At 36.7% G+C, this 24709-nt stretch carries 10 protein-coding genes; 6 read left to right on the top strand and 4 right to left on the bottom strand.

Features of this window, described 5'->3' with window-relative positions; all coding sequences use genetic code 11:
* Window positions 1–210: 210 nt before the first annotated feature.
* Window positions 211–8439: a T9SS type B sorting domain-containing protein gene (locus ACFSQS_RS03670; RefSeq protein WP_388014265.1), complete on the top strand. Its 8229-nt coding sequence runs from the start codon at window positions 211–213 to the stop codon at window positions 8437–8439.
* A 25-nt stretch (window positions 8440–8464) separates the two neighbouring features.
* Complete coding sequence (locus tag ACFSQS_RS03665; protein ID WP_388014262.1) at window positions 8465–9463, top strand: PorP/SprF family type IX secretion system membrane protein; 999 nt, start codon at window positions 8465–8467, stop codon at window positions 9461–9463.
* Here ACFSQS_RS03665 and ACFSQS_RS03660 read toward each other — a convergent pair.
* Genes ACFSQS_RS03660 through ACFSQS_RS03650 form a run of 3 tightly spaced genes read right to left on the bottom strand, consistent with a single transcriptional unit; the run spans window position 9453 to window position 15727 of the window.
* A complete protein-coding gene (locus ACFSQS_RS03660) occupies window positions 9453–10196 on the bottom strand; it encodes a 4'-phosphopantetheinyl transferase family protein (protein ID WP_388014259.1) in 744 nt (247 codons plus the stop codon). The genes ACFSQS_RS03665 and ACFSQS_RS03660 overlap by 11 nt on opposite strands.
* A gap of 3 nt (window positions 10197–10199) precedes the next feature.
* The gene (locus ACFSQS_RS03655) at window positions 10200–14471 is read right to left on the bottom strand and encodes an amino acid adenylation domain-containing protein (protein ID WP_388014256.1); all 4272 of its coding nucleotides are present in this window, start codon (window positions 14469–14471) and stop codon (window positions 10200–10202) included.
* Between the two features lie 20 nt (window positions 14472–14491).
* Window positions 14492–15727 (bottom strand): HupE/UreJ family protein, encoded by a 1236-nt coding sequence (locus tag ACFSQS_RS03650; protein WP_388014253.1) that lies wholly within the window; start codon window positions 15725–15727, stop codon window positions 14492–14494.
* A 287-nt stretch (window positions 15728–16014) separates the two neighbouring features.
* Here ACFSQS_RS03650 and ACFSQS_RS03645 point away from each other — a divergent pair, with 287 nt between their 5' ends.
* From ACFSQS_RS03645 to ACFSQS_RS03630, 4 genes are all read left to right on the top strand, one after another.
* On the top strand, window positions 16015–16266 hold the full coding sequence (locus tag ACFSQS_RS03645) for an acyl carrier protein (RefSeq protein WP_388014250.1): 252 nt from the start codon (window positions 16015–16017) through the stop codon (window positions 16264–16266).
* Between the two features lie 11 nt (window positions 16267–16277).
* Window positions 16278–20408, top strand: coding sequence for an amino acid adenylation domain-containing protein (locus ACFSQS_RS03640; RefSeq protein ID WP_388014247.1), 4131 nt, complete (start codon window positions 16278–16280; stop codon window positions 20406–20408).
* Window positions 20409–20429: 21 nt separating this feature from the next.
* A complete protein-coding gene (locus tag ACFSQS_RS03635) occupies window positions 20430–20876 on the top strand; it encodes a hypothetical protein (protein WP_388014244.1) in 447 nt (148 codons plus the stop codon).
* Window positions 20877–21008: 132 nt separating this feature from the next.
* A complete protein-coding gene (locus ACFSQS_RS03630; RefSeq protein ID WP_388014241.1) occupies window positions 21009–23243 on the top strand; it encodes a TonB-dependent receptor in 2235 nt (744 codons plus the stop codon).
* Between the two features lie 125 nt (window positions 23244–23368).
* Here ACFSQS_RS03630 and ACFSQS_RS03625 read toward each other — a convergent pair whose 3' ends face one another.
* Window positions 23369–24568, bottom strand: a complete 1200-nt coding sequence (locus ACFSQS_RS03625; protein ID WP_388014238.1) for an aminotransferase class I/II-fold pyridoxal phosphate-dependent enzyme — start codon at window positions 24566–24568, stop codon at window positions 23369–23371.
* Between the last annotated feature and the right edge of the window lie 141 nt (window positions 24569–24709).

Genomic DNA, 24709 nt, shown 5'->3' with positions numbered 1-24709 from the left:
AAGAGCGTAATTCAACGATTAAATACATTATTTATTGTATTCCATTATCCTTATTGTAAAAAAATTCACGATATTTACCGTTTAAAATCATTAAAATAAGATAAAATACTTTACAGGTAAAAATAATATTACTTTATTGGTTTTCAGAATAGTATAAAATTTCTTTTTTATATGCCCCAAATATAAAAGAAACGCTAAAAATAATCGACCATGAAAAAAACTACTTATGTTAACACCTTAGTTGTTGTTTTATTCCTCGCAATAGGTTTACAGGCTTTTTCTCAAAATTTTGTTCCATTTACCCCTAGGTTTAATCAAGATTTAAAAGGCGATATTGTTTTAATTGGCAACAACATTCTAGGGCCAGATAATAATGCATTTAACAACAATTCGGTTTATAACCATAATGTTAACATGCAATATATAGATATAGATGGTGATGCAACAACATTTAGCTCATCTAGTGCAGATTTAGTAATTCCAGACCCAGATTGTTACAAAATCATTCATGCAGGATTGTATTGGGGAGCTGTAAATAGTGGTACAGCACCTATTACAAATGTTAAACTTAAAGGTCCGTCAGGTGCTTACCATGATGTTGTTGGTAATATTGTTTTTAATGCAAACGGCACAACTGTAGATGGCGGAGATAGTTTTCCGTATGCTTGTTATGCAGATGTAACCAGCATTGTTACGGGTTTAGCAAATAATATAGGTACTTATACTGTGGCCAATGTATCATCGGCACAAGGGCGAACAGCGTCTTATAACCCTAGAAACGGCACAGGGCATTCAGCAGGATGGTCTTTGTTTATTGTTTACGAAAACCCCAAATTACCTGGTAAGTCCATTACCAGTTTCGATGGGTTTAGTGCCATAAGTGTACCTGGTGGAAATACATCATTGGATATTCCTGTTTCTGGTTTTAGAACTGTTCCAGCTCCTGCACCAGTTCGGGCAAACTTTGCATTTGCGACCTTAGAAGGGGACAGCCCTATTTTAGGCGATCAATTATTGCTTAACGGTGTAAACCTCTCTACTGCTGATAGACCAGCAACTAACTTTTTTAACAGTTCGGTTACCCAGCTAAGCGCAACTCCTGTAAACAATAGAAACCCCAACAGCACTAATACTTTAGGTTTCGATACAGGGGTAATGGTTGTACCAAATCCAGGGAACTCGGTTATTGCTAATGATGCTACATCTGCAACAGTAACGCTAGAAACCAGTGGAGATACGTATTTTCCTTATTTTTATGCTTTTGCCGTCGATATCATTGAACCCAATATTGTACTTACCAAAGTTGTTGAAGATGCTTTGGGGAACGATATTGGTGGCCAATTGGTTGGTTTGGGCGATGAGTTGAATTATGTTATTGGTTTTCAAAATACAGGAAATGATAATGCCACAAATTTAACTATTAGAGATATACTTCCATTGAATATCGTTTTTAATTATCCGGTAGATATCTTGGATTTACCTTCAGGTGTTGCCGTGCAAAGTTACAATCCAACTACTAGAGAAATAATTTTTAGTGTTGATGATTCTGTGGTTGAAGAAAACGATCCCTTACAAGAAATCCGGTTTAAGGTAACCGTAGTGCAAACCTGTAGTTTGTTAAATGATGCTTGCGATAATATAATAAGTAATCAGGCATTTGCTACTTATAACGGCACTTTAAATCCTACTTTTACCATTTCAGACGATCCAAGTTTCAATACCAATGCAGGCTGTTTGCTTAACCCGACCGCTACTAATTTTCTTGCCGATATAGATTGTACGTTTACCGAAGAAGTTATACTATGCGGAGACAGTACAGTACTAACGGCTGGAGATGGATACGACTCGTATTCGTGGTCCACCAGTCCAACAGGCACACCGGTAATAGGCAGCACCCAATCCATTACCGTTACCACAACAGGAACCTATTATGTGCGCAATACAGCAACGGCACCTTGCCAATCAATCAATCAAGAGTTCGAGGTAATTACCTTTGGTGCTGGTGTAACAAACCCCTTAATACCTTTTGCAGATCAAGTGGTAGTTTGCCCAAATGATGGTAAGGAGTTGCCCAATTTTTTCTTATGCGGTACAGGCGATTCACGAGATATTCAAACCAACATTACCGATGCATCTTCTATAATTTGGGAAAAATTAGATGAAACAAGTTGTGCCGCGGTCACAGATCAAGATTGTGCTAATGAAGATGCAGGCTGTACATGGAACCAAGTTCAAACAGGTCCAAATTATTTAATAGATACGGCTGGCCAATACCGATTAACCTTAAATTATACTGGAGGTTGTTTTAATCAGTTTTATTTTAACGTTTATACCAATTTATTGGTTCCAACGGTAAGCTCAAGAGACATTTATTGTACAACACCCGGTGAGATAGTAGTTGGCGGTGTACCCAATGGTTACGAGTATAGTATAGATGGTACTAATTATCAAACTAGCAACACGTTTTCAATTACAACGCCTAATATATATTCGGTTTATGTAAGGCAAATAGGGGTAAGTCCAAATCCGTGTATTTTTTCTGTGCCCGATGTTCAAATCCGCGAACGCGATTTTATGGTTTCAACACTTATAGAACAGCCTTATTGTAATGCTGAGTTTGGTAGTGTGGTTTTAGCAGCAAACGATGTGCGGCCGCAATATTTCTTTTCCATTTACAACGGCGCAACTCTAGTAAATAGCGTAGGCCCAATAAATGATAATAATTATACGTTTTCAAACCTAAACCCCGGCATTTACACGGTTAATGTTTCAACAGAAGATGGTTGTACCCATTCTGAAGATATCGAGATTATAAACCCGCCTTTATTAGAAGCAACCTCTGCACTTACACAACCGCTAACATGTACTGATGGTGAAATTACCGTATATCCGGTGGGTGGGACACCACCATATTTTTACTTTGTAAATAGCACTACGGTTTTTCAAACCACACCAACAATTCCTGTAACAACAGCAGGAGTTTATAACATTATGGTTGTAGATTCCAACAACTGTACAGCAGAAACATCTATAACTGTTGATGCCACACCTGCACCAGATTTTAACGTAACTAAAACCGATATTTTATGTGCAGATGATTTGAATTCTGGTACGATAAACATAAACGTAACCAACCCCAACGGAAATAGTTTACGATACAGTATCGATAATGGCGTAACATTTTTTAATTCGCCTGTTTTTACCGGACTTACCGCAGGGAATTACGATGTAGTTGTAGAATATACCCTAGCAGCAGATGTATGTTTAACCGCACCGCAACCCACAACCATTATTGCAGCAACAGACATCTCTGGTACAGCAACTTTAACAACACCTTATACCTGTTTAACCAATGGTGTAATTACCGTTTCTGGAGTATCTGGAGGCAATGCACCGTATAGTTACAGTCTTGATGGATTTACCTTTCAAGGCGGAACGACTTTTTCAGGATTAACCAATGGTACATACACGGTAACCATTATGGATGCCAACAACTGTACTTTTGTTACCGCTCCAATTACTATCGATCCTTTAAATCCTCCAACAGATTTAACCTTTAGCAATACACCATTAAGTTGCCCTACTGTAACTACCAATGTAACGCTAACCACAACTGGCGGAACATTACCTTTAGAGTATCAAATTGTTGCACCTGCGGCTTCTGCAACGGCATATCAGTCTTCAAATATATTTTCAGGATTGGCATCTGGTACTTATACATTTCAAGTAAGGGACGCCAATGATTGTTTATATAGCGAATCTTATACCATTTTGCCATTGCCACCGGTAACATTAAACACGGTATTAACTAAAAATTTAGATTGTACGGCATCACCAGATGCGGTAATTACTGGTACAATTTCTAGTGGTGTCGCTCCATTTACTTATGCCGTTTCATTTAATGGCGGTGCTTATGCTTCATTGGGGGCAACGGGTTCTCCGTTTACTTATACCACTTCGGTTGATGGTACTTTTCAATTCCAAGTAACCGATGCTAATGGCTGTACTGCTGAATCTTCAGTACAAACCGTAAATGCCATTTCGTTACCCGATATCATTTCAGTAGTGCAAACCCAACCTATTTTATGCAGTGGCGATTCTAACGCCTCCATTCAAGTAAATATAGATAATACCGTTGGTACGCCTCCATTTACAATTAATGTGAATAACGATACTACCGGAACGAATTACGGTACGCAAACAAGTAGTTTGCCAGCGGGCATATATACCATTACTTTAACCGACTCTAATTCGTGTACAGATACTGAAACCATAACCATAGCCGAACCTAATCCTATTGGTTTTAATTTAAGTAAAGTGGATATTACCTGTAATAACCCGGGTGGCTCAAGCTTAGGCTCTATTACGGTTGAAAACGTTACGGGCGGTACAGCGCCTTTTACTTATTACATAACAAATAATTTTGGCGATGTTATACCAGGCAATCCATATTCGGCCGTATCCAATGAAGATTATACCTTTAATATTATTAATTTTGGTATTTATACCGTTAATGTTGTTGATGCCAATGGCTGTAGTTTATCTGATGTAATTACTATGGCATCTCCACCAGATGATTTGCTTATTGATGTTAATACCGTAGTGCCCGATTGTACAACGGGTGGTATAGCTGTGGTAGAAGCTACGTCTCTAGTGGGAAGTGGTAGTTACGAGTTTGCTATTTTAGAATTTAACTCGGCGCCTTACGCGTTGCCAACATCGTATTTGCCACCAGATGTTCCGGGAGGCAATACCAGGACCTTTAACAACTTAACGCCTGGGGTAGTTTATACCTTTGTGGTACACGACCTTGTAACAGACTGTTATTTTGTAAAATCTGCAGATGCGGCCATTGATCCAGCATCAATCCTTACATCTACAGTTGTTCCAAATAATGTGGTTTGTTTGGGCGAAAATAATGGTAGTGTAACCTTTACCATTGATAATTTTGATAGCACCACAACATCGGTTGATTATGCTATATATAGGGCTTATACAAATGTTTTGGTAGATGGACCTGCCAATGTGCCCGTTACTTTTGGCGTGCCGCAAACGGTAACAACACCAACTCCAGGGACTTTATCGGTAGGGCAATATTATATGGTTTTTACCGAAAACGGAACGGGTGCATTTAATGGTTGTGAATCGGCATCGACTATTTTTGAAATTACAGAGTCTGTAATAGATTTGGATATTACGGCAACAGTAGACGCCAATGCAAATTGTGCTCCAAATTCGGGTGTAATTAGTGCTATAGCCACAAACGGTACGGATCCGTATTTATACCAAATTACAACATCGGCAATACCTCCATTGGCAACAGATCCTTTATGGGCTTCAGCAACTACCTTTAATGTAGATGCTAACAATTATTACGTACATGTTATCGATGCCAATGGGTGTATAAAATCGACACCTGTTATAGTGTTGCCACCAGATCCGGAACCTGTAATTACGGCAACAGTTAACAATGCGTGTACCGTTACCGAAGGTGATTTTGAGATCGATGTTGCTTTAACAACAGCAGGAACTCCACCATATAGTTACAGTTTAAACGGTGGAGCATTTCAGTCGCTTACGGCACCATTTACCATATCTAATTTAGCTTCTGGCACACACACCGTAGAGGTAAGAGATGCCAATGGATGTGGTAATTTAGTGTCTGTAACTATTGAGGCACCTATAGATTTGGTTCCAACAGTAACGGCATCTGCAACTTGTAATGATAATGATGGGCAAATTACGGTAACAGGCACGGGCGGAACAGGTACTTATACCTATGCTATTAGTCCGGTTCCGGCATCTATCAGCGTAAGCGGAAACGTGTTCTCTGGTCTTCCGTCCGGTATTTATACCGTTACCATTACAGATGCTGTTACCTTATGTTTTGAAGAGGCTACTGTAGTTGTACCCATCGAAACACCTGCTACGGTTATAACAACGCCCGCGGCAATTACCTGTTTTAGTGGTAATACAGGAGCTTTTGAGCTTCAGGTTAATGGCTATACAGGAACTTATAATTATGAAGTATTTGATAGTACCAGCACCTCGGTTTTTGGTGTGGTATCTGCCAATACCTCTACAAACCCACAAATAATAACAGGACTTTTGGCGGGAAGTTATACTGTGGTAATTACAGAAACAGCTAGTCCGTTTTGTTCAAGTACATCAAATGTTATAATACCGTCTCCAGCAGAAGTTTTAAGCTTAACTGCTACCGAAACTTCAAACGTAACCTGTGATGATAACAGCGGTACAATTACAGCGGTTGCCACCGGTGGTTGGGGCTCTTACGAGTACGAATTAACAGGAGCTGCATCGGTGGCGTATTCTTCAAACGGGACATTTACTAATTTATCAGCGGGTATTTATAACGTTAATGTTAGAGATGCTGGCGGATGTATTGCATCTTATGGCGTAACCTTAGCTGTTCCGCCTCCAATTGCGGTAACGGCAACAGCTAATGTGCCCATGTTATCTTGTTTCGGAGATTCAAACGGAACGATAACGGTAAACGCTAGTGGCGGCCAAGGCACTAATTATTCTTATACATTAAACACTATTGCGCCAACAGCAAGCACTTCTGGTCCGCAATTATCAAACGTATTTACTGGATTGGTAGCTGGAACTTATAGTATAACTGTTACCGATGGCTATAATTGTTCAATGACTTCAACAGATGTAGTAATTACAGAACCTACTTTAATACAGGCAAGTTTGGTTGCTGCAACAACACCAACCTGTACTACTGATGCAGCATTAACTTTAAGTGCAACGGGGGGCACAGGAACTTACGAGTATAGTAATTCTGCTAACTTTGCAACGGTTTTAGGATCATTTGCTTCATCTACAACAATTACAGGTGTAACTTCAGGTACATATCAATATTACGTAAGAGATGCCAATGGTTGTGTGTCTGCTGTTTCAAATGAAATAACCATCGATCCGCTGCCAACATTAATAGTCGGTTTAGATACAACTAATGCTTCAATTAATTGTGCTGGCGATAATACAGGTGTTATTATCGCAACTGCAGAAGGCGGTTTGGGCACCTACATATATACGTTGCAAGATGCTACAGGTACAGATATTGCTCCAGCACCCGTACAAAGCAGCCCGGGCGTATTTACCAATTTACCACCAGGAACCTACCAAGTACAGGTAGATAGCGGAGATTGTTTAGCGGTAAGTGCACAAACTGCCATTATCGAACCAACGGCACCGTTGGTTGCTAATTTTACGGTAACCGATGTAACTTGTACTGGAAGCAATAATGGTGTGATGGAAATAACGGCATCCGGAGGAACAGGTATTATAAAATATGCGATTTCCCCGCAATTGAATCAGTTTTTCGATTCCCCTGTTTTTGAAGATTTGGCTCCGGGCACCTACCAAGCCATTGCGCAAGATGAATTGGGCTGTTTCGTTATTTTGGATTTCACTGTTAATGAGCCTGTCCCGGTAATGCTTACAATTGTTCCAAACTCAATTATACCCGAGGTTTGCAGTGGCGATTTAGATGGAGAATTCAGTATAGAGATTTCTGGTGGTACTTTACCATATAGCGTAAGTTTAAATGATATTAACGGCACCTATACAACGGGCGCACTAACGCAAACCCAGTTCGATTTTACAGGATTGGCTGGTGGAGATCACGTGGTTTATGTGCGCGATGCTGAAAACTGCGAATCTGAATGGAACATAACATTCCCGCCCTCGGTTTTAATAAACCCAGAGTTAGTGGTGGAGTTTGGCTGTACCAATAACTTGTCAACCAACACGGTTACCGTAACGGTTGATGCTAGCGTAAACCCATCAGATTTAGATTATTCGCTTAATGGCGGCGTCTATCAAACCAGCAATGTGTTTGTTGATGTACCTCCAGGGATGAATCACTCTATAGATGTTAGGCATACAAACGGCTGCATACAAACAACAGATACTTTTGATATTGAGGCTTACGATCCGTTAACATTAACATTGGAAGACGGTGCTTTAAACGAAATTGTTGCCACAGCTTCAGGCGGAACAGGCGATTACGAATTTACGTTAAACGGCGTGCCTTACGGAAGCAGCAATAACTTCTTTATTTACGCATCGGGCGATTACACCGTTACCGTAACAGATAGTTATGGTTGTTTTGCCACCGCAACACGGTATTTTGAATATGTTGATGTGTGTATTCCTAATTATTTCACTCCTAATAATGATGGCAATCAAGATCAATGGGGCCCAGGTTGTTCAGACCAGTACAAAGATTTGACCTTTGATATTTTTGATAGGTACGGCCGCAAAATAGCAACCATGCGCATTGGCGAAAAATGGGACGGAAAGTACAATGGCAAAGAACTCCCTACGGGCGATTACTGGTATGTTATAAGATTGAACGATAAAAACGACAACCGTGAGTTTGTTGGCCACTTTACACTGTACCGATAAAGTTTTCAAAAAAAAAATCATAAAAATGAAAAAACTAATTACATATCTTCTTTTTATAGCCGTAACCTATCATAGTTATGGACAAGAATTGAATTTGCCTGTTTTTACCCAATATTTGGCAGATAACGAGTTTGTAATTTCGCCCGCTTATGCCGGTATTGGCGATAATTTAAAAATTAGGGCAAACGGTTTAACTCAATGGGTTGGCATAAAGGGCGCGCCAGATAACCAATCCATTTATGCCGATTTCAGGATTGCCGACCGCTCTGGTGTTGGTGTGTCTTTGTACAACGATAGAAACGGAAACACGATCCAGACCGGTGCTAAATTCTCGTTTGCGCATCATTTGGTTTTAGATTATTATTCAAGACAGTATCTTTCGTTTGGTATTTCGTACAATTTAAATAATTTCAGAATAGATATTAATAATTTTGTTGATTATGGTCCAGGGGGAAACCCAGTTCCGCCATCAAATATAACCGACGATAGGCGCACATCAAACCATAATTTCGATGTGAGCGCACTTTACCGCTACAAAGGTTTTTTTGCAAGTTTTAATGCCAATAACATTTTAGATAAAAACATAGATAAAGACATTCGTAAACTGGAGCCAAACCTTATTTCAAACTATCAACTTTATTCGGGCTTTACCTTTCGAGGGCCTAAAAAAAGCGGACTGGAATACGAGCCTTCTATATTTTACCAGTTATTTAGTAGCGATAAGCGTTCTGCCACCGATTTGAATTTCAAATTCAGGAAATACAATAAAAACGACGATTATTATTGGGCAGGACTATCCTACCGATTCCTTAACGATCAGTTTTTAAAACCTTTAAACGTTGGTCCAATGGCCGGATTTAAAAAATCTAATTTTTACTTTGGCTATGCTTACCAAATAACCATTAACGATTTGGCAAGATTTAATTCGGGTACACACGTGGTTACAATTGGTATTGACTTTTTACAAGGTATTAGTAATTGCCCATGTACGCAAAGTGCCGTTCGTAAAACACTTAGCTATTAAAATTGTAGTTATTAAAATTAAAGTATTTAACAGTTTTTATATTGCCCAGGATAGAAATTGCGCCCTTATAATCAGGTTGCAATGTAAAGGGGTGCAGCTGCCATTTGTGTTTTTCGGCCTCGTTCCATTTTGTTTCCAATAATTTGCTTTTACTGTTTGAATTTATACAAACCGAAAACGAATCCAATGCAAACGAAAGCCCTAGAGATTTGGCTTTTACAAACGATTCTTTTCGTGTCCAGCATCGGTAAAAATTTTCGACCTGTTTTTCTTTTGGGACTTTTTTTAAGGCTTCGATTTCTAATGCCGAAAAAAAATTTGAAGCGATTTCCAATACATCAAAATCATTTTTAACCTTTTCAACATCCACGCCAATATCAAAATCCTTAACAAAACCAAGTACGATTAAACCCCCCGAATGGGAAATATTGAATTTTAATTTTGAATCGAAATCATATTCAGGCTTCCCGTATTTGCCGTATTTAAAGCTTAGGGATTCGGGTTTTATGTTTAGATATTTACTAGATAACTGTCTTAAAATACCTCGAGAGATGATGGATTGTTGCTGGTTGGTTTTAAACTTGAATTTTGATGTTTTTTTTATTTCATCTTCAGAAAGCAGCTTTAAATAATAATTTAGGTTATTGGTGTTATTAGAAAAATATGCATACCATACATGTACAACGTTTTTTAATAGTAAATAAGGTTTTTTTGTTATATTGTTATTGTGCATTTTTTAATGGCTGTTTTCAAATTCTTGCATACAATTTTCCAAGGTTTTTGATGTATGCTTTACAATTGGATCTACAAACAACGTGGTATGGTGGCCTTCTACGGGTACTATTTTTATTTGGTTTGATGCAATTTCGTTCCATGTGTTTTTTATATCTTGGTTCATCGTTTTATCTTCTTTTTCGGTAATTAATACGGTAATTGTTCCATGGTAAGGTGGCCAATTGTATTTTAAATAGTTTTTAACTTGGTTGTCTCTTAGCACTGCAATTTTTCTTTGCTCTTTGTTGCCAATATGTTTGCTTACAGCGGGTTTTATAATGCGGTTTATTCTAGACTTAGCAAATAGTTTTACTGCTTTAAACGGATTTTTAAATAAGCGTATAAAAAACTGTGCTGTTCTCAACTTAATTCTTGATGTGGCGTATCTATCTTGGTTTTTAGCTACGGTATCTACAATTATCAGGTTTACTTTTTCGCCTTCTTTTTTTAGAATTCTGGAAATCTCTAAACCAACAGCAGTACTAAAGCAGTAGGCCATAATGTGGTAAGTGCCTTGTGGTTGCACTTGCTTAATTTCATTTATAAAATCCAGAGCCATTTGTTTTATACTGTCGTGCAGAATCAAGTCTGCATCAATGCTAGATGCTTGAATGCTGTATATAGGCCGTTCTTTATCTATATATTTTGATAAAAGGTTATAAAAGAAGAAGTGTGCGCCACCACCATGAATACAGAATAAAGGTGCGTTTTTGCCTTGTTGTTTAATGCCAATGATATGTTTTAATTTTAAATTTTGTAGCTCTTGGTTGGAAGTTGCTTCTTTTTTGTTCGATATTGATTTCGAAAGTTCTGCTATGGTTTGGTTATCAAATAACTGGTTGGGCGTAAGGTTTAAGTTTAGTTTTTTTGCTTTTGCTATAATTTGAATGCTTAATATGGAATCTCCGCCAATATCAAAAAAATTATCCTGAGTACTTATGGATTCTATGTTAAGTACTTCTTGCCAAATTTGTACAAGTTTAGTTTCAACAGCGTTTATTGGATTTTTAAATTCTTGTGTTTTTTCTGAGTTTGAATGCGAAGTGGCTTTTTGCCTTAGTGCCTTGATATTAATTTTTCCATTGGGAAGCATAGGGAATTCTTCTAGCTTTATAATGCTTGAAGGCATCATGTAATCGGGTATTTTGTTTTTTAAAAAGGCTTTGAGTTTTGTGGTGTTTAAATCTTGGTTACTGGTAATGTATGCAACAATGCGCTTAGGTTTTTTTAAGTTAGATTTAGGCTTGTTGGCCATTAACTGTTTCATTTTTAAAAAAAGCAACTCCCGCTCGCTTATTGATAATGTTTCTATATTATCGCTTATATTGCCCGTAATATCAAAAAGATTTACGGCATTTAGTAGCTTGTTTATCTCATTAGTTGTTAGGTTGTCTTTAAGTATTTTGGCAATTAGGGCAATATTGGTGAATGTACTTGGATAAATAATGTCATTTTTACCACCACTGGTTTCTGTTACTACTATGGCTTTGTTAACTAGATTGCTTTCAAGTATTGCTTTTTTTATTTCGTCAAGTTCTATTCTGTGCCCTCTAATTTTAACTTGATAATCTGCTCGACCTAAAAACTCAATGGCACCATCATTTCTAAATTTGCCTAAATCGCCTGTTTTGTAAAGTTTTTTGTTGTTTTCAGTGTTAATAGGGTGTTTTATATATACAGCTTCTGTAAGTTCTGGCCTATTTAAGTAGGTTTTAGATAGTCCCGTTCCGCCAATATAAATTTCTCCAATGGCACCATAGGGTACCATGTTACGTGTTTTGTCAAGAATGTAAATTTCTGCATTGGCAACAGGGCTACCAATGGGAATGGTGTTGTATTTTAAATCTTCTTGGGTAATTTTATGTGCAATACACCAAACCGTGGCTTCAGTAGGGCCATATTCATTGTATAAATTTACCGTTGGTAGCTTTTTAAAATGTAGCTTACATAAACTTTTACCACAGGCCTCTCCTGCTACAATAGTGGTTTTTAAGCTTTTTAAATTTGTAATGCTGGCGTGTTCCAATAGTAATTGGTAAAGCGATGGCAGCATTAATGTATGGCTTATATTGTGTTTTTTTATTAGTGTTTCTATTTTGTTTATATCTTGTTCAATGCGTTTTTTGGTAATAACCAGGTTGCCGCCTGTGCACAGGGTCCAGAAAATACCGGCTTTAGAACTATCAAACGAAACTGAGGACATGAGCAAAAAAGCCGATGGATTTTCATCATAAAAATCCAACCTGCCAGCCGTAGAGTTTATAATGTTTTTGTGGGTAATGGGCACGCCTTTTGGATTTCCGGTACTGCCCGAAGTGTAAATTACATAAGCTAAATCGGTTTCTTTTGCTATTGGAAACTCAATAGTACCATCATTTTTTGAGTAATCAATGGTATCAATTAAAACGTGGTTAGTTTCAAAATCATCAAAAAGATTTAAAAGTGAATTTTGAGTTACTATGGTGCTAACCTTTGCGTCGTTAAGTATAAAATTAATACGCTGTTTTGGGTATTCTGGATCTATTGGTAAATAGGCGCAGCCTGCTTTTAAAATACCCAGTAGGCCAACAATCATATTTAAAGAGCGCTCGATGCACAATCCTACAATTTCTTTTTGGCTCGATTTTTTTAATACCTCTTGTGATATTTGGTTTGATTTTTCGCTTAGCGCTTTGTAAGTAATCGAATTACCATTATAGGTTAAAGCTACGTTTTCTGGATGTTTTTTAGAAATATCTTCTATGATATTATGAATACCGTTAAATTGAGTAAAGTTTTTGGAAACGGGTTGTTTTTTATTTAGTAAAAACGCCTTTTCGGTAGCGGTGTACATGGGGATTTCTGAGATGCGCTCGTTTGGGTTTTTTACAATAGTTTCTAAAAGTAATTTAAAATGATTTTGAAAACGATCGATTGTTGGCGCACTAAATAGATCTGAGGCATATTCGAATGTTGATGATAACAACCCATCTTCTTCAGAAATATATATGGTGAGATCAAATTTTGAAACTTTAGAATCAAACCAAGTATGCGTCATTTTTAAATCATCATTAAAAAACGGGTTTTCTGGTACCGAATGGTACAGAAACATGGCTTGAAAGAATGGGTTTATGCTTAACGATCGTTCTATCTTTAGTTCTTTAACCAAAACATCAAACGGTACATCTTTATTAGCAAAAGCCTCTAAGGTTGTTTTTCTTACTTGTAATGCCAGATCTTTAAAAGTGGTGCTTGGTAAGATTTTGGTTCTTAAAACTATGGTTTCGTTAAAAAAGCCTATAAGCTCTTCGAGTACTTTTTGGTCTCTGTTGGTTACTGGCGAGCCTATTAAAATATCTGTTTGTCCTGTGTATTTGTGCAAAAAAACATAATATACAGAAAGCATGAGCACATACGGAGTGGTTTCTAATTGTTTTGATAAGGCTAGCAATTTGCTGGATAAATCGCGGTTAAATACTTGAGTGTATGAGGCAGCACCTTTAAAAGAGGGTTGCAGTGGCCTAACAAAATCTGTGGGTAAATTTAAATTAGGAATCTCTCCAGCGAGTTTGTTTTTCCAGTAGTCTAGCTGTTTGGTATTTGTTTTTTTGGTTTGTAGCCAATGTGCATAATCTGAGTACTGAAGCTCTGTTCTTTTATTTTTAAAAGCGGTGTTTAAAGTTAATGCGTTGTAGTGGCTTGCTAAATCGTCTCTAAAAATTCGCATGGACCACTTATCGGTAGCAATGTGGTGCAGTGTGATTAGCAGTATGTGCTTTTGGTTGTTTATCTTAATTAGCGCTACTCTAACCAATGGATTTTTTGTTAAATTAAAATGCCTAGTGGCTTGGGCTTCCATAATCTGGGAGGCCTTTGCATTGGCTTCTAATTCTGTTAGAGTGCTTAAATTGTGGGTAGAAATGTCTAAAACCGCAGACTCATCAATTTTTTGATAAATGTTGCTGTCTTTAATATGGTATGTAGTTCGTAATATATCATGGTCGTTATATACTTTTTTAAGGCCTTTTATAAGCGAATCTTCTTGAAGTGAGCCATTAAAAGTATATGTTTCAGAGTAATTATAAAAAGGACTTGTAGGGTGTATTTGCTGCAAAAACCACAGTCTTTTCTGTCCGTGCGACAAAGGTATGCTTTCCTGCAAAGGGGCTTTTTTTATAACGTTTGCAGTAGGTTTTACTTTATCTCTGTTTTTCCATCTGTCGAGTACTGATGATTTTTCTATATCTTTTTTCACAAGCCATGTATTGAGTTAAACTATTTAAGCCCGAGCCATTTTGCTGTTTCGTAGGCATACATTATTAAGTAATCATCAAATAGCAGGTTAATATCAAATGCACGTTCAATAAACCAATATAACGAGATAATAATGAGCAATACCGATGTGTAAACCAAAAACTTTGGGTAAAAGTTATACTTTCTTATTAAATAAAGTACAGGAAAAATGCCAGCAATAATGGCCACTTGACCAACTTCTACGCCAATATTAAACCCTAACAGCGATAGTGTTAAAAATTCTCCGGTTAACCCTAAATCGCTTAAAACGCTGGCAAAACCAAATCCGTGGAATAACCCAAAGATAAAAGCAATAATCCAGTCTTTCATTTTAAAAATGGGTTTAATATTATGGTAAGCCGCCAAACCTATTGAAAACGCGATAATGGATTCTACAACTCTAGAGGGTAACATTACAATTTCCAGAGAAGCAAGCGTTAAGGTTATGGTATGGGCTATGGTAAAAAAGGTTACCACTTTAATAATGTAAATAAAAGCCGTTTTAAACGTCATAACTGGCTCCCAACCGTAAATGCTGTATTTGCTTGTATTGGTTTTGCGCCTTCTAACAACCGATGGTAATATAAGTGCCAATAGAAATAAAATATGATCGATACCTATCCAAATATGCCAAATACCTTCTTTTACCATGGCCACTAAGCCTTTCCAAACCGATGTGTCTGTTACCGATAAAACCTTGGTGTAATTTTCGTTATCGTAAACTAAAGCTATCATAGCCTCATTGTTAATAATACCAGATTTCCAGTTATGCTGTATGGTTACATAATTAATATGGTTCGGGTCTTCTTCTAAAAAAGATTTAAAAGTAATTTCAATATTATCGGCAATGTTTACAGAGTTATCTAAATAAAAGCCTAAAGAGATAAAATCTCCAAAACTAGTGGGAATGGTATAAAGTTCGTCAACAAAAATAATGTTGTGATGGCCTTTTAAGGATTTGAACTTGGTCGTGCTTAAAAGGTAGTTTTGTATATCCTGCCTATGCAATTTTATATCTGCAACGGTAAAGCTTTGGCTAATGCTAAAGCCTAAAATGTCGTTTAATTCGTTTACGTTGATATGAAATTCGCCTTCAATATTGGATGTTTCATAGATTTTTAAATAAATAATACTTCTATCTGGATTGTGGGCCTGTAATTTAACTGAGGCAATTACTATGAAAATAAACAACAACGGAAACAATAGCTTTTTTTGCATAATGGATGGTTTGAAATTGAATTTTTTATTAAACAATATCGTTATTATTAAAATATTCTATGCTAGATAGGTTATTATTTTCGATTAATTCAATAAATTAGTCGTCAAGTTGCATAAAATGTATTTTAAGTGTAGCGCTATTTCTTATACCTTTGTTTTATTACTCTGATATAAAAAATGCTATGTTTTATGTTGAGGTTATTTAAAATGAAATTTTTATTGATGTTAACTTACCTGAGCTAATTATTAATCAACTTTTTAACGACTAATTTTACACTTGGCTTACTATGGAAATAAATAAAATTTTAAGCACTTACATAACCAACGAATTTGTACAAGACCAACCAGAAAAAATAGCCTTTAATGATGATATTTTAAGTTCGGGAATTGTAGATTCTATTGGTATGATAAGACTTGTAAACTTTATTGAAAAGGAGTTTGGTATCGAAGTGCTATCAGAAGAGATGACTTTTGATAACTTTAAGAGCATTGAAACGATAACCGATTACATACAACAAAAAATAACCCAATTGATATAGACAACCTAAATATGAGCAACCAATACATGCCATTAACCCAAAGTCAATTAATGCTGTTGGCAGGACAAAAACTAAATCCAGAATCGCCATTGCACAACACTACACACGCTTTTGATATTTCTGGGGCCATTAACGTGGCGGTTTTTAAAAAAGCTTTTAAAGCATTGGTTGAGCAGGTTGATGCGCTCAGGTTTGTTTTTTTAGAAAAAGACGGTACGCCATATCAAACCATAACATTAAATACAAATGTTGAGTTGGAACTTATCCATTTTGATAATGATGCTAACGAGAGCGACATAAAAAACTGGCTAAAGCACAGAAGCGAACTACCTTTGGATTTAACAAAACAAGTATTCGATGCGGCATTGCTCAATATTGATAATCAAAGGTACATTTGGTTTTTAAACATGCACCATTTGGTTACAGATGCGGTTTCGGCTACATTGGTTTACAAATATTTAACCCAATTATATAAGCATGTAGAAAACGATGCTTTAAATGAAATGATTGAAATTCCTTCATTTAAAGATTACATTATTTTTGAAAATAATCAACAAAAACAAGATAATGCACAAAATTATGAATATTGGACCCGTAAGATAAAAGGTCTCAGCAAAACCTCAAATTTTTACGGAAAGCAATCAAAAGAGAACAGTACAGCATCAAAACGCGTATCTGTAAAATTAGGATTAGAGCGCTATCAAAAAATAAAAGATTTAGCTAAAAAACCAGAAATAAGAAGTTGGTCGTCAAACCTCACCCATTTCAATATATTGGCAACCGCTTTTTTTGTTTACTTACACCGCATAAGTGGCGACAAAAAAATAGTTTTTGGGGCGCCGGCACACAACAGGATAAACACCACTTATCAAAATACAGTTGGTCTATTTATAGAGATATTTCCAGTGGTTATGGAGCTAACCGATAACGATACCTTTTACACTATACTGCAACGTTTAAACATTGAAGCCAACAACTATTTAAGGCACGTAAAACCAGGAATGGTTGTGCCAGAAGTAAGCAGAAGCTTTAATACTATTTTTAATTTTATAACCGCTAGTTTTTCAGATTTTAACGGAATGCCAATGCAGTCTGAATGGATGCACACCAACCATATCGACATGACCCACCAGTTGCGATGCCACATTTACGATTTTGATGCCACAGGCAATATGGAAGTGCATTTCGATTTAAACAACGTTGTTTTTAATAATGAAGTGGCGCAACAAGTACCACTGCATTTTTTAAAAATAGTTGATGCCATAATTGAAGATATTAACCAACCCATAAACAAGCAAGCATTAGTATCAACCAAAGAAATCACAGGTTTTTTAACGCCACAATTAGGGCTTTCAAATCCGTACATTTCCATTTTAGAAACTTTTCAAAATCATGCCAAAACCAATCCCAATGCTGTTGCGCTACAATATAAAAATGAAACGTTAACGTATAAGGGACTTAATAAAAAAGCAAATCAACTTGCACATTATTTAAGTAAGCAAGGTGTTGTAATCGATAATAAAATTGCAATTTATAATTACAGGAATTCAGATTACATTATTAGTGTTTTAGCCACTAAAAAACTAGGCGCAGCATTCGTACCCATTGCTTCCAGCCAACCTTCAGAACGTGTTGGTTTTATAATTTCAGACTCCAATTGTTCGCATGTTTTAACCAATAATGATTTAAAAAATAACTTGGTTTCTATTGAAATTCCAATTATTGATACATCAGCTATTAAAGCAGATTTGGCAAACCAATCTTCTGAAAATTTAGATATTAAACAGGATGAAAACGGGCTCGCTTATGTACTTTACACATCGGGCTCCACAGGAAACCCAAAAGGCGTTCAAATTTCAAACAAAGCACTTTCAAATTATATATTTTGGGCTAAAGATTATTATAATTTTAATAGCACATTGGCTTTTGCACTTTGCACTTCCATAGGGTTCGATTTAACTATTACATCAACCTTTTTGCCATTAGTTAGCGGCGGAAGAATACTTGTTTACAAAGAAAACACTTCTGGTCCAGATACCGCGGTTTTAAATGTTGTAAAAGATAATTTAGCCAATGCCATTAAGCTTACACCGTCGCATTTAATGCTTTTTAAAGATAAAGATTTAACAGATTCTGCTATCGAAAAAATAATAGTTGGTGGCGAAGATTTTAAAGTTAGTCTTGGTAAGTCTATAAAAAAAGCATTTGGTAATCGCGTGCAGATTTATAACGAATACGGTCCAACCGAAGCCACCGTGGGCTGTATTGTAAGCGAGTTTAACCCAGAAACACATCAAGATAGTTCGGTGCCCATAGGCAAACCCATTTTAAACATGCATGCTTATATTTTAGATGACTATAAAAACCTAGTGCCAAAAGGAGTTGTTGGCACTTTGTATTTAAGTGGCGATAGTTTGGCAAATGGCTATTTAGGCTTAAACGCATTAACCGAAGAAAAATTTACAGACCATCCTTTTATAAAAGGACAAAAAATGTACAATACCGGCGATTTGGCCAGAATAAACGAAAATGGCGAATACGAATATTTAGGTAGAGTGGACGAGCAGGTTAAGTTGCGCGGTTATCGCATCGAGCTAACCGACATCGAATCTAATTTAAACGCTATAAATGGCATAGAAAATTGTGCTGTTGTTTTAGCTAAGAGCAGCAAAATAAAAATTGCCGAAGCAGATGTTGTTAATTGCAAAGACTGCGGATTGCCATCAAATTACCCCAATACCGATTTTGATGAAAACGGTGTGTGCCATTTATGCAATGCCTTTAAAAACTATAAAGACAAAGCTGAAAAGTACTTTAAAACCGAAGATGAGTTAAAAACGATTTTAACCGCAAACAAAGGCAATAACCCAACTTACGATTGCATATCGCTATTAAGCGGCGGGAAAGACAGTACCTATATTTTGGCTCAATTGGTGGGCATGGGCTTAAAGGTTTTAGCCTTTACTTTGGATAACGGATACATTTCCGAACAGGCTATCGATAACGTAAAACGCATTGTTAAAAAGCTTGGTGTCGATCATGTTTTTGGAACCACCAAACACATGAACGACATTTTTATCGACAGTTTAAACCGCCACAAAAACGTATGCAATGGTTGCTTTAAAACCATTTACACGCTAAGTACCAAAATAGCCATCGAAAAGCAAATTCCGTTTATCGTTACAGGGTTGTCCCGCGGGCAGTTTTTCGAAACACGTTTAACCGAAGAGCTTTTTTGGGACGAAGAATTGGATGTAAAAAAAATTGACGACACCATTTTAGAAGTCAGAAAACTATACCACAGAGAGGAAGACGCTGTAAAAGATTTGTTGGACGTATCCATGTTTAAGGATGATGCGGTTTTTGATAAAGTACAGTTTGTAGATTTTTACAGATATTCCGATGTGAGTTTAGAAGAAATGCTTACGTATTTAGATGAAAAAATAGGTTGGGTAAGGCCAACAGATACAGGGCGATCTACAAATTGCCTCATCAATCAAGTTGGAATTTATGTGCATAAAAAAGAAAAAGGCTATAGCAATTATTCGTTTCCGTACAGTTGGGATGTACGCTTAGGGCACAAAACCAGAGATGAAAGCCTTGAAGAAATAAACGAATATATTGAGGAGGTTGAAGTAAAGCGCATTATGGAAGAAATAGGCTATAAAGAATCTGATGCTTTTGAAAACGATGAAAAACTCGTGGCTTATTATACCGGTAACCCATCTATTTCAGTAAAAGAATTAAAAGATCAGCTTTCTAAACGTTTGCCAGAGTACATGCTACCTTCCAGTTTTAAGTATTTGGATGAAATGCCACTAACCAAAAACGGTAAAATTGATAAGCAAACCCTTCGCAGCTTTAATACCGAGCAACTTGAACTGGAAACAGCTTATGTGCCACCAAGAAACGAAATTGATAAACTAGTTGAGGGCGTTTGGAAAAATGTTTTACGGTTAAATAAAATTGGTATCCACGATAATTTTATTGCTTTGGGCGGCCACTCGCTCGCGGCAATACGAGTTACCTCCAGGTTAAATGAAGAGCTAGGATTGGAAATCCCGCTCAACAAAGTATTTAATTTACCAACCATTAAAGCCTATTCAGATTATTTAGAGCAAACCATGTTAGAATTATTATAAGAGAACTAATTAAAGCCAAACTTGAAAAAACTAAAAGCACATATTATAAAATTTACCGCTATAGCCATAAGCGTTATATATGTGTTTATGCCTTTGCACAAAGAGATTAAATATGTATTGCACGGTATCTCGCATGCTTTGGAAATGCCCGATAATGTATTATCGCACAACCAAAATGAAAACCTAAATTATAAATTCAAGAAGTCAAAAACCAGATATCACAAGCATAATATACTAGATTTATTAGATGGTTTGTCTGTAACTGGCCAGCATTCAAAAAACTCTAACATGCCAAATCTTGTTGATAATATCATCGATAAACATTATCATAATTCAAAACATCAGGCTCAAAAATTAGTTGCCACAAAATCAACCACAGTTATCGATTCCTATAAAGAAAAAGTAAAAGATCTTTTTTACAGAAAAATAAAAATCCCTCCAAAGCAATTAAATGTACAACTGTCTTAAAAAACAAATTGATAAAGTTTTTCAATAAAGACAAGCGGTGTTTAAACACAATTCACTTTTTTTTTAATAAACAATTGCGCAAATTTTGCCTAATCTGGTGTTTGGGTAGTGCGCAATTACAAAAACCATAAAATGAAAAAACATATACTTTTATATATGCTTTTTGCTGTTTTTAGCAGCGTAAAAGCTCACGAATTAAGCGGTATTGTTGTATCTGAAGATAACAATAAACCCTTGCAAGGCGTTGGTGTTTACAACAAAACCACGGGCGCATATACCTATACCAACGTTTCTGGTTATTTTGAGTTAGACGATATTTCGATAAACGACATCATCTACTTTTATCAATTAGGTTACGAAAACCAGGAGCTCGTTATTGTTGAAAAACATTTAGATAGCGAAATCAATATCACGTTAAAAATTTCATCGGCTTCTTTAGATCAGGTTTTAATCGTTTCAAAAGTAAACGTATTAAGTAATTTTGTTAATGTTGATTTAAAAACAAGTCCCGTAAAATCATCGCAGGAAATCCTCAGGAAAATCCCGGGATTGATTATCGGTCAGCATGCTGGCGGCGGTAAAGCAGAACAGATATTTTTACGGGGTTTTGATATTGATCACGGAACAGATATCGCCATAGATGTAGATGGTATGCCGGTAAATATGGTGTCGCATGCCCACGGCCAAGGCTATGCCGATATGCACTTTATAATACCCGAAACCATTGATAATATCGATTTTGCAAAAGGGGCTTATTATGCCAACAAAGGCAATTTTAATACGGCGGGTTACGTAGATATTAATACCAAAAAAACCATTGATGATAATATCGTTTCGGTTGAAGCGGGCCAATACGGTACATTGCGTGCGTTGAGTATGCTTAAGATTGTCGATGAGGAACACAGTAAGGCGTACCTAGCATCAGAGCTTATGCTGTCTGATGGTGTTTTCGAGTCGCCGCAAAATTTTAACCGTATCAATGTTATGGGGCGCTATAATTTCAATAATTATAAAGACCAAGAATTTAACATGGCTATTTCACATTTTCAAAGCAAGTGGGATGCCTCTGGGCAAATTCCGGTACGTGCTGTTGAAAGCGGATTGATTAGTCGTTTTGGGGCTATAGACGATACCGAGGGCGGCAACACCAGCCGAAGCAATTTTTGGATCAATCATACCAAAGAACTGGACGAGCATTCCTCAATAAAATCATCGGCTTACCTTTCAAAATACGATTTCGAATTGTTTTCAAACTTTACCTTCTTTTTAGAAGATCCTGTAAATGGCGATCAAATCCATCAAAAAGAAGACCGAACCATAATAGGTGCAAAAACAGCTTACGAGCATTCGCTTCATTTAAAAGACCACGATGCCCAGTTAAAATACGAGCTAGGTGTTGGTTTTAGGTACGATGATGTTAACGATGTGCAATTATCAAGAACATTAAACAGGCAAACCATTTTAGAACGATTGGCTTACGGGAATATTGATGAGTTAAACGGATTTACTTATGCGCATTTAACCTACAAAAAAAATAAATGGACACTAAACCCGGGCTTGCGCTTAGACTATTTTAATTTCGATTACGAAAATTTACTAACAGCTGCCTACGATAATAAAAGTGAAAATAAATTTTTGGTTAGCCCAAAATTGAATTTTATTTACGCAGCATCTCCAAAATTGCAGGTGTTTGCAAAAACCGGTTTAGGTTACCACTCCAACGATACCAGAGTAGTTACCGCCAATAACGGCAAGAAAATTTTGCCAACCGCTTTTGGTGCCGATCTTGGTGTAATTATGAAACCCATTGACCGTTTGGTTATTAATGCAGCACTGTGGAGCTTGTTTTTACAACAAGAATTTGTGTATGTTGGCGATGCCGGAATTGTGGAACCCAGCGGAAAAACAAAACGCTATGGTGTAGATTTTGGCCTGCGTTACCAATTAACAGATGGCTTGTTTTTTAATACCGATGTTAATTATACCTATGCCAGAAGTAGTGATGACCCTAGCGGACAAGATTACATTCCGTTGGCACCAGACTTAACCTCTTCCGGTGGTTTAAGTTTTAGGGATTTGGGTAATTTTTCTGGCGGATTAAGTTATAGGTTTATTAAAGATCGTCCAGCAAATGAGGATAATTCCATTGTGGCAGATGGCTATTTTATAACCGATTTTAATTTGAACTATAACCATAAAAACTGGACGTTTGGTTTGATTGTTGAAAATTTATTCGATAGCGAGTGGAACGAAACCCAATTTGCAACCGAAAGTAGATTGTTTAATGAGCCCGATGCGGTTGAAGAAATTCATTTTACACCCGGGACCCCGTTCTTTTTAAGAGGTAAAATATCGGTTAGGTTTTAAAGCAAGAAGGTTATTTATATTGCACTAAACACTTAAATAGCGCATACTACTATGCCTTTAAAGTGTTTGGTGCAATTAACTTTTTAAAGCAACCTTTTTTTTAAAGAATTCTAAAGGGTTTTTGCTTAAATAATATCCAAGGTTTTCATGCATTGGTGCATCTGTTTGTAGGTCCGCTCAATATCGGCATCCAATCCAATGGAAAACCGAATCAATCCATCGCTTAAACCCATTTCTTTTTGTTCGTCTTCAGGGATTTCTGATGAAGTGGAGCTTCCCGGGGCAGAAAACAGGGTTTTATAAAACCCAAGGCTAACAGCCAAATAGCCTAAGTTTCTGTTTTGCATCAGTTCCATAAGTTCGTTGGCTTTTTCCAAAGCACCTACATCAATGGTTAGCATACCTCCAAATCCGTATTTTTCATTCATCATCGATTTGAACAATTCATGAGAAGGATGCGATTTTAATCCCGGATAAACCGTTTTTAAACCATCAGCTTCAAATTTTTCAGCTAAATACAAAGCATTTTCACTATGCTGTTGCATGCGAATATGCAAGGTTCTTAAATTCTTCAACACTGATGCTGCTCGCAAACTATCCATAGTTGCGCCTAAAAGCATGCAGGCACCGTTGTTTACATTGCGCAAATTGTTTATAAATTCTTGAGTGCCACAAACCACACCGCCAACGGTATCGCTCGATCCGTTAATAAACTTTGTTAAACTATGTATAACCACATCGGCGCCTAAAATGGCCGGGGAAATGGATAATGGCGAAAACGTATTATCGACCACTAATTTTAAATTGTGTTTTTTAGCAAGTTTTGCCAGCTCTTTAATGTTGGCAACTTCCAAAAGCGGGTTGCTAACCGATTCGCAATACAAAACCTTGGTGTTTTTTGTAATGGCCGCTTCAACACTGTCTAATTTTGTTATATCGACAAACGATGTTTCAACATTAAAGCGCGGTGCAAAGTTTTTTAAAAAAGCATAGGTACCGCCATAAATGGTTCGGCTAGAGACAATGTGGTCGCCAGCACCGCAAAGTTGCAATAAAACCGGTGTAATGGCGCCCATGCCCGAGGCTGTAACATTGGCGGTTTCGGTGCCTTCCATGGCTGCTAAAGCTTCACCCAAATAGAGGTTTGAAGGTGATGAGTGGCGCGAATATAAATAACAACCATCGGCGTTACCTTCAAAGGTGTCAAACATGGTTTTTGCCGATAAAAAGGTATAAGTTGAAGCATCGGATATTGAAGGATTAACACCTCCAAATTCACCAAAATACTGTAGGTCCTGAATGTTGTTTGCGGGTTTAAAAGCCATGGTATTTCATTTTATGTATTTATACAAAAATCAATATTTTTAGATTATAAAACAATATGTGTTACTTTATTAAGAAAATAAATCTAATTAATTTAATAACAATAGATTTTAGTTTTAAAAGTATTCGATTATAAACTATCT

Source organism: Gelatiniphilus marinus (genome assembly GCF_042684345.1).
Taxonomy (GTDB): domain Bacteria; phylum Bacteroidota; class Bacteroidia; order Flavobacteriales; family Flavobacteriaceae; genus Gelatiniphilus; species Gelatiniphilus marinus.
Note: the sequence above shows the minus strand (reverse complement) of the source record. Positions and strands in the feature narration are given on the sequence as shown.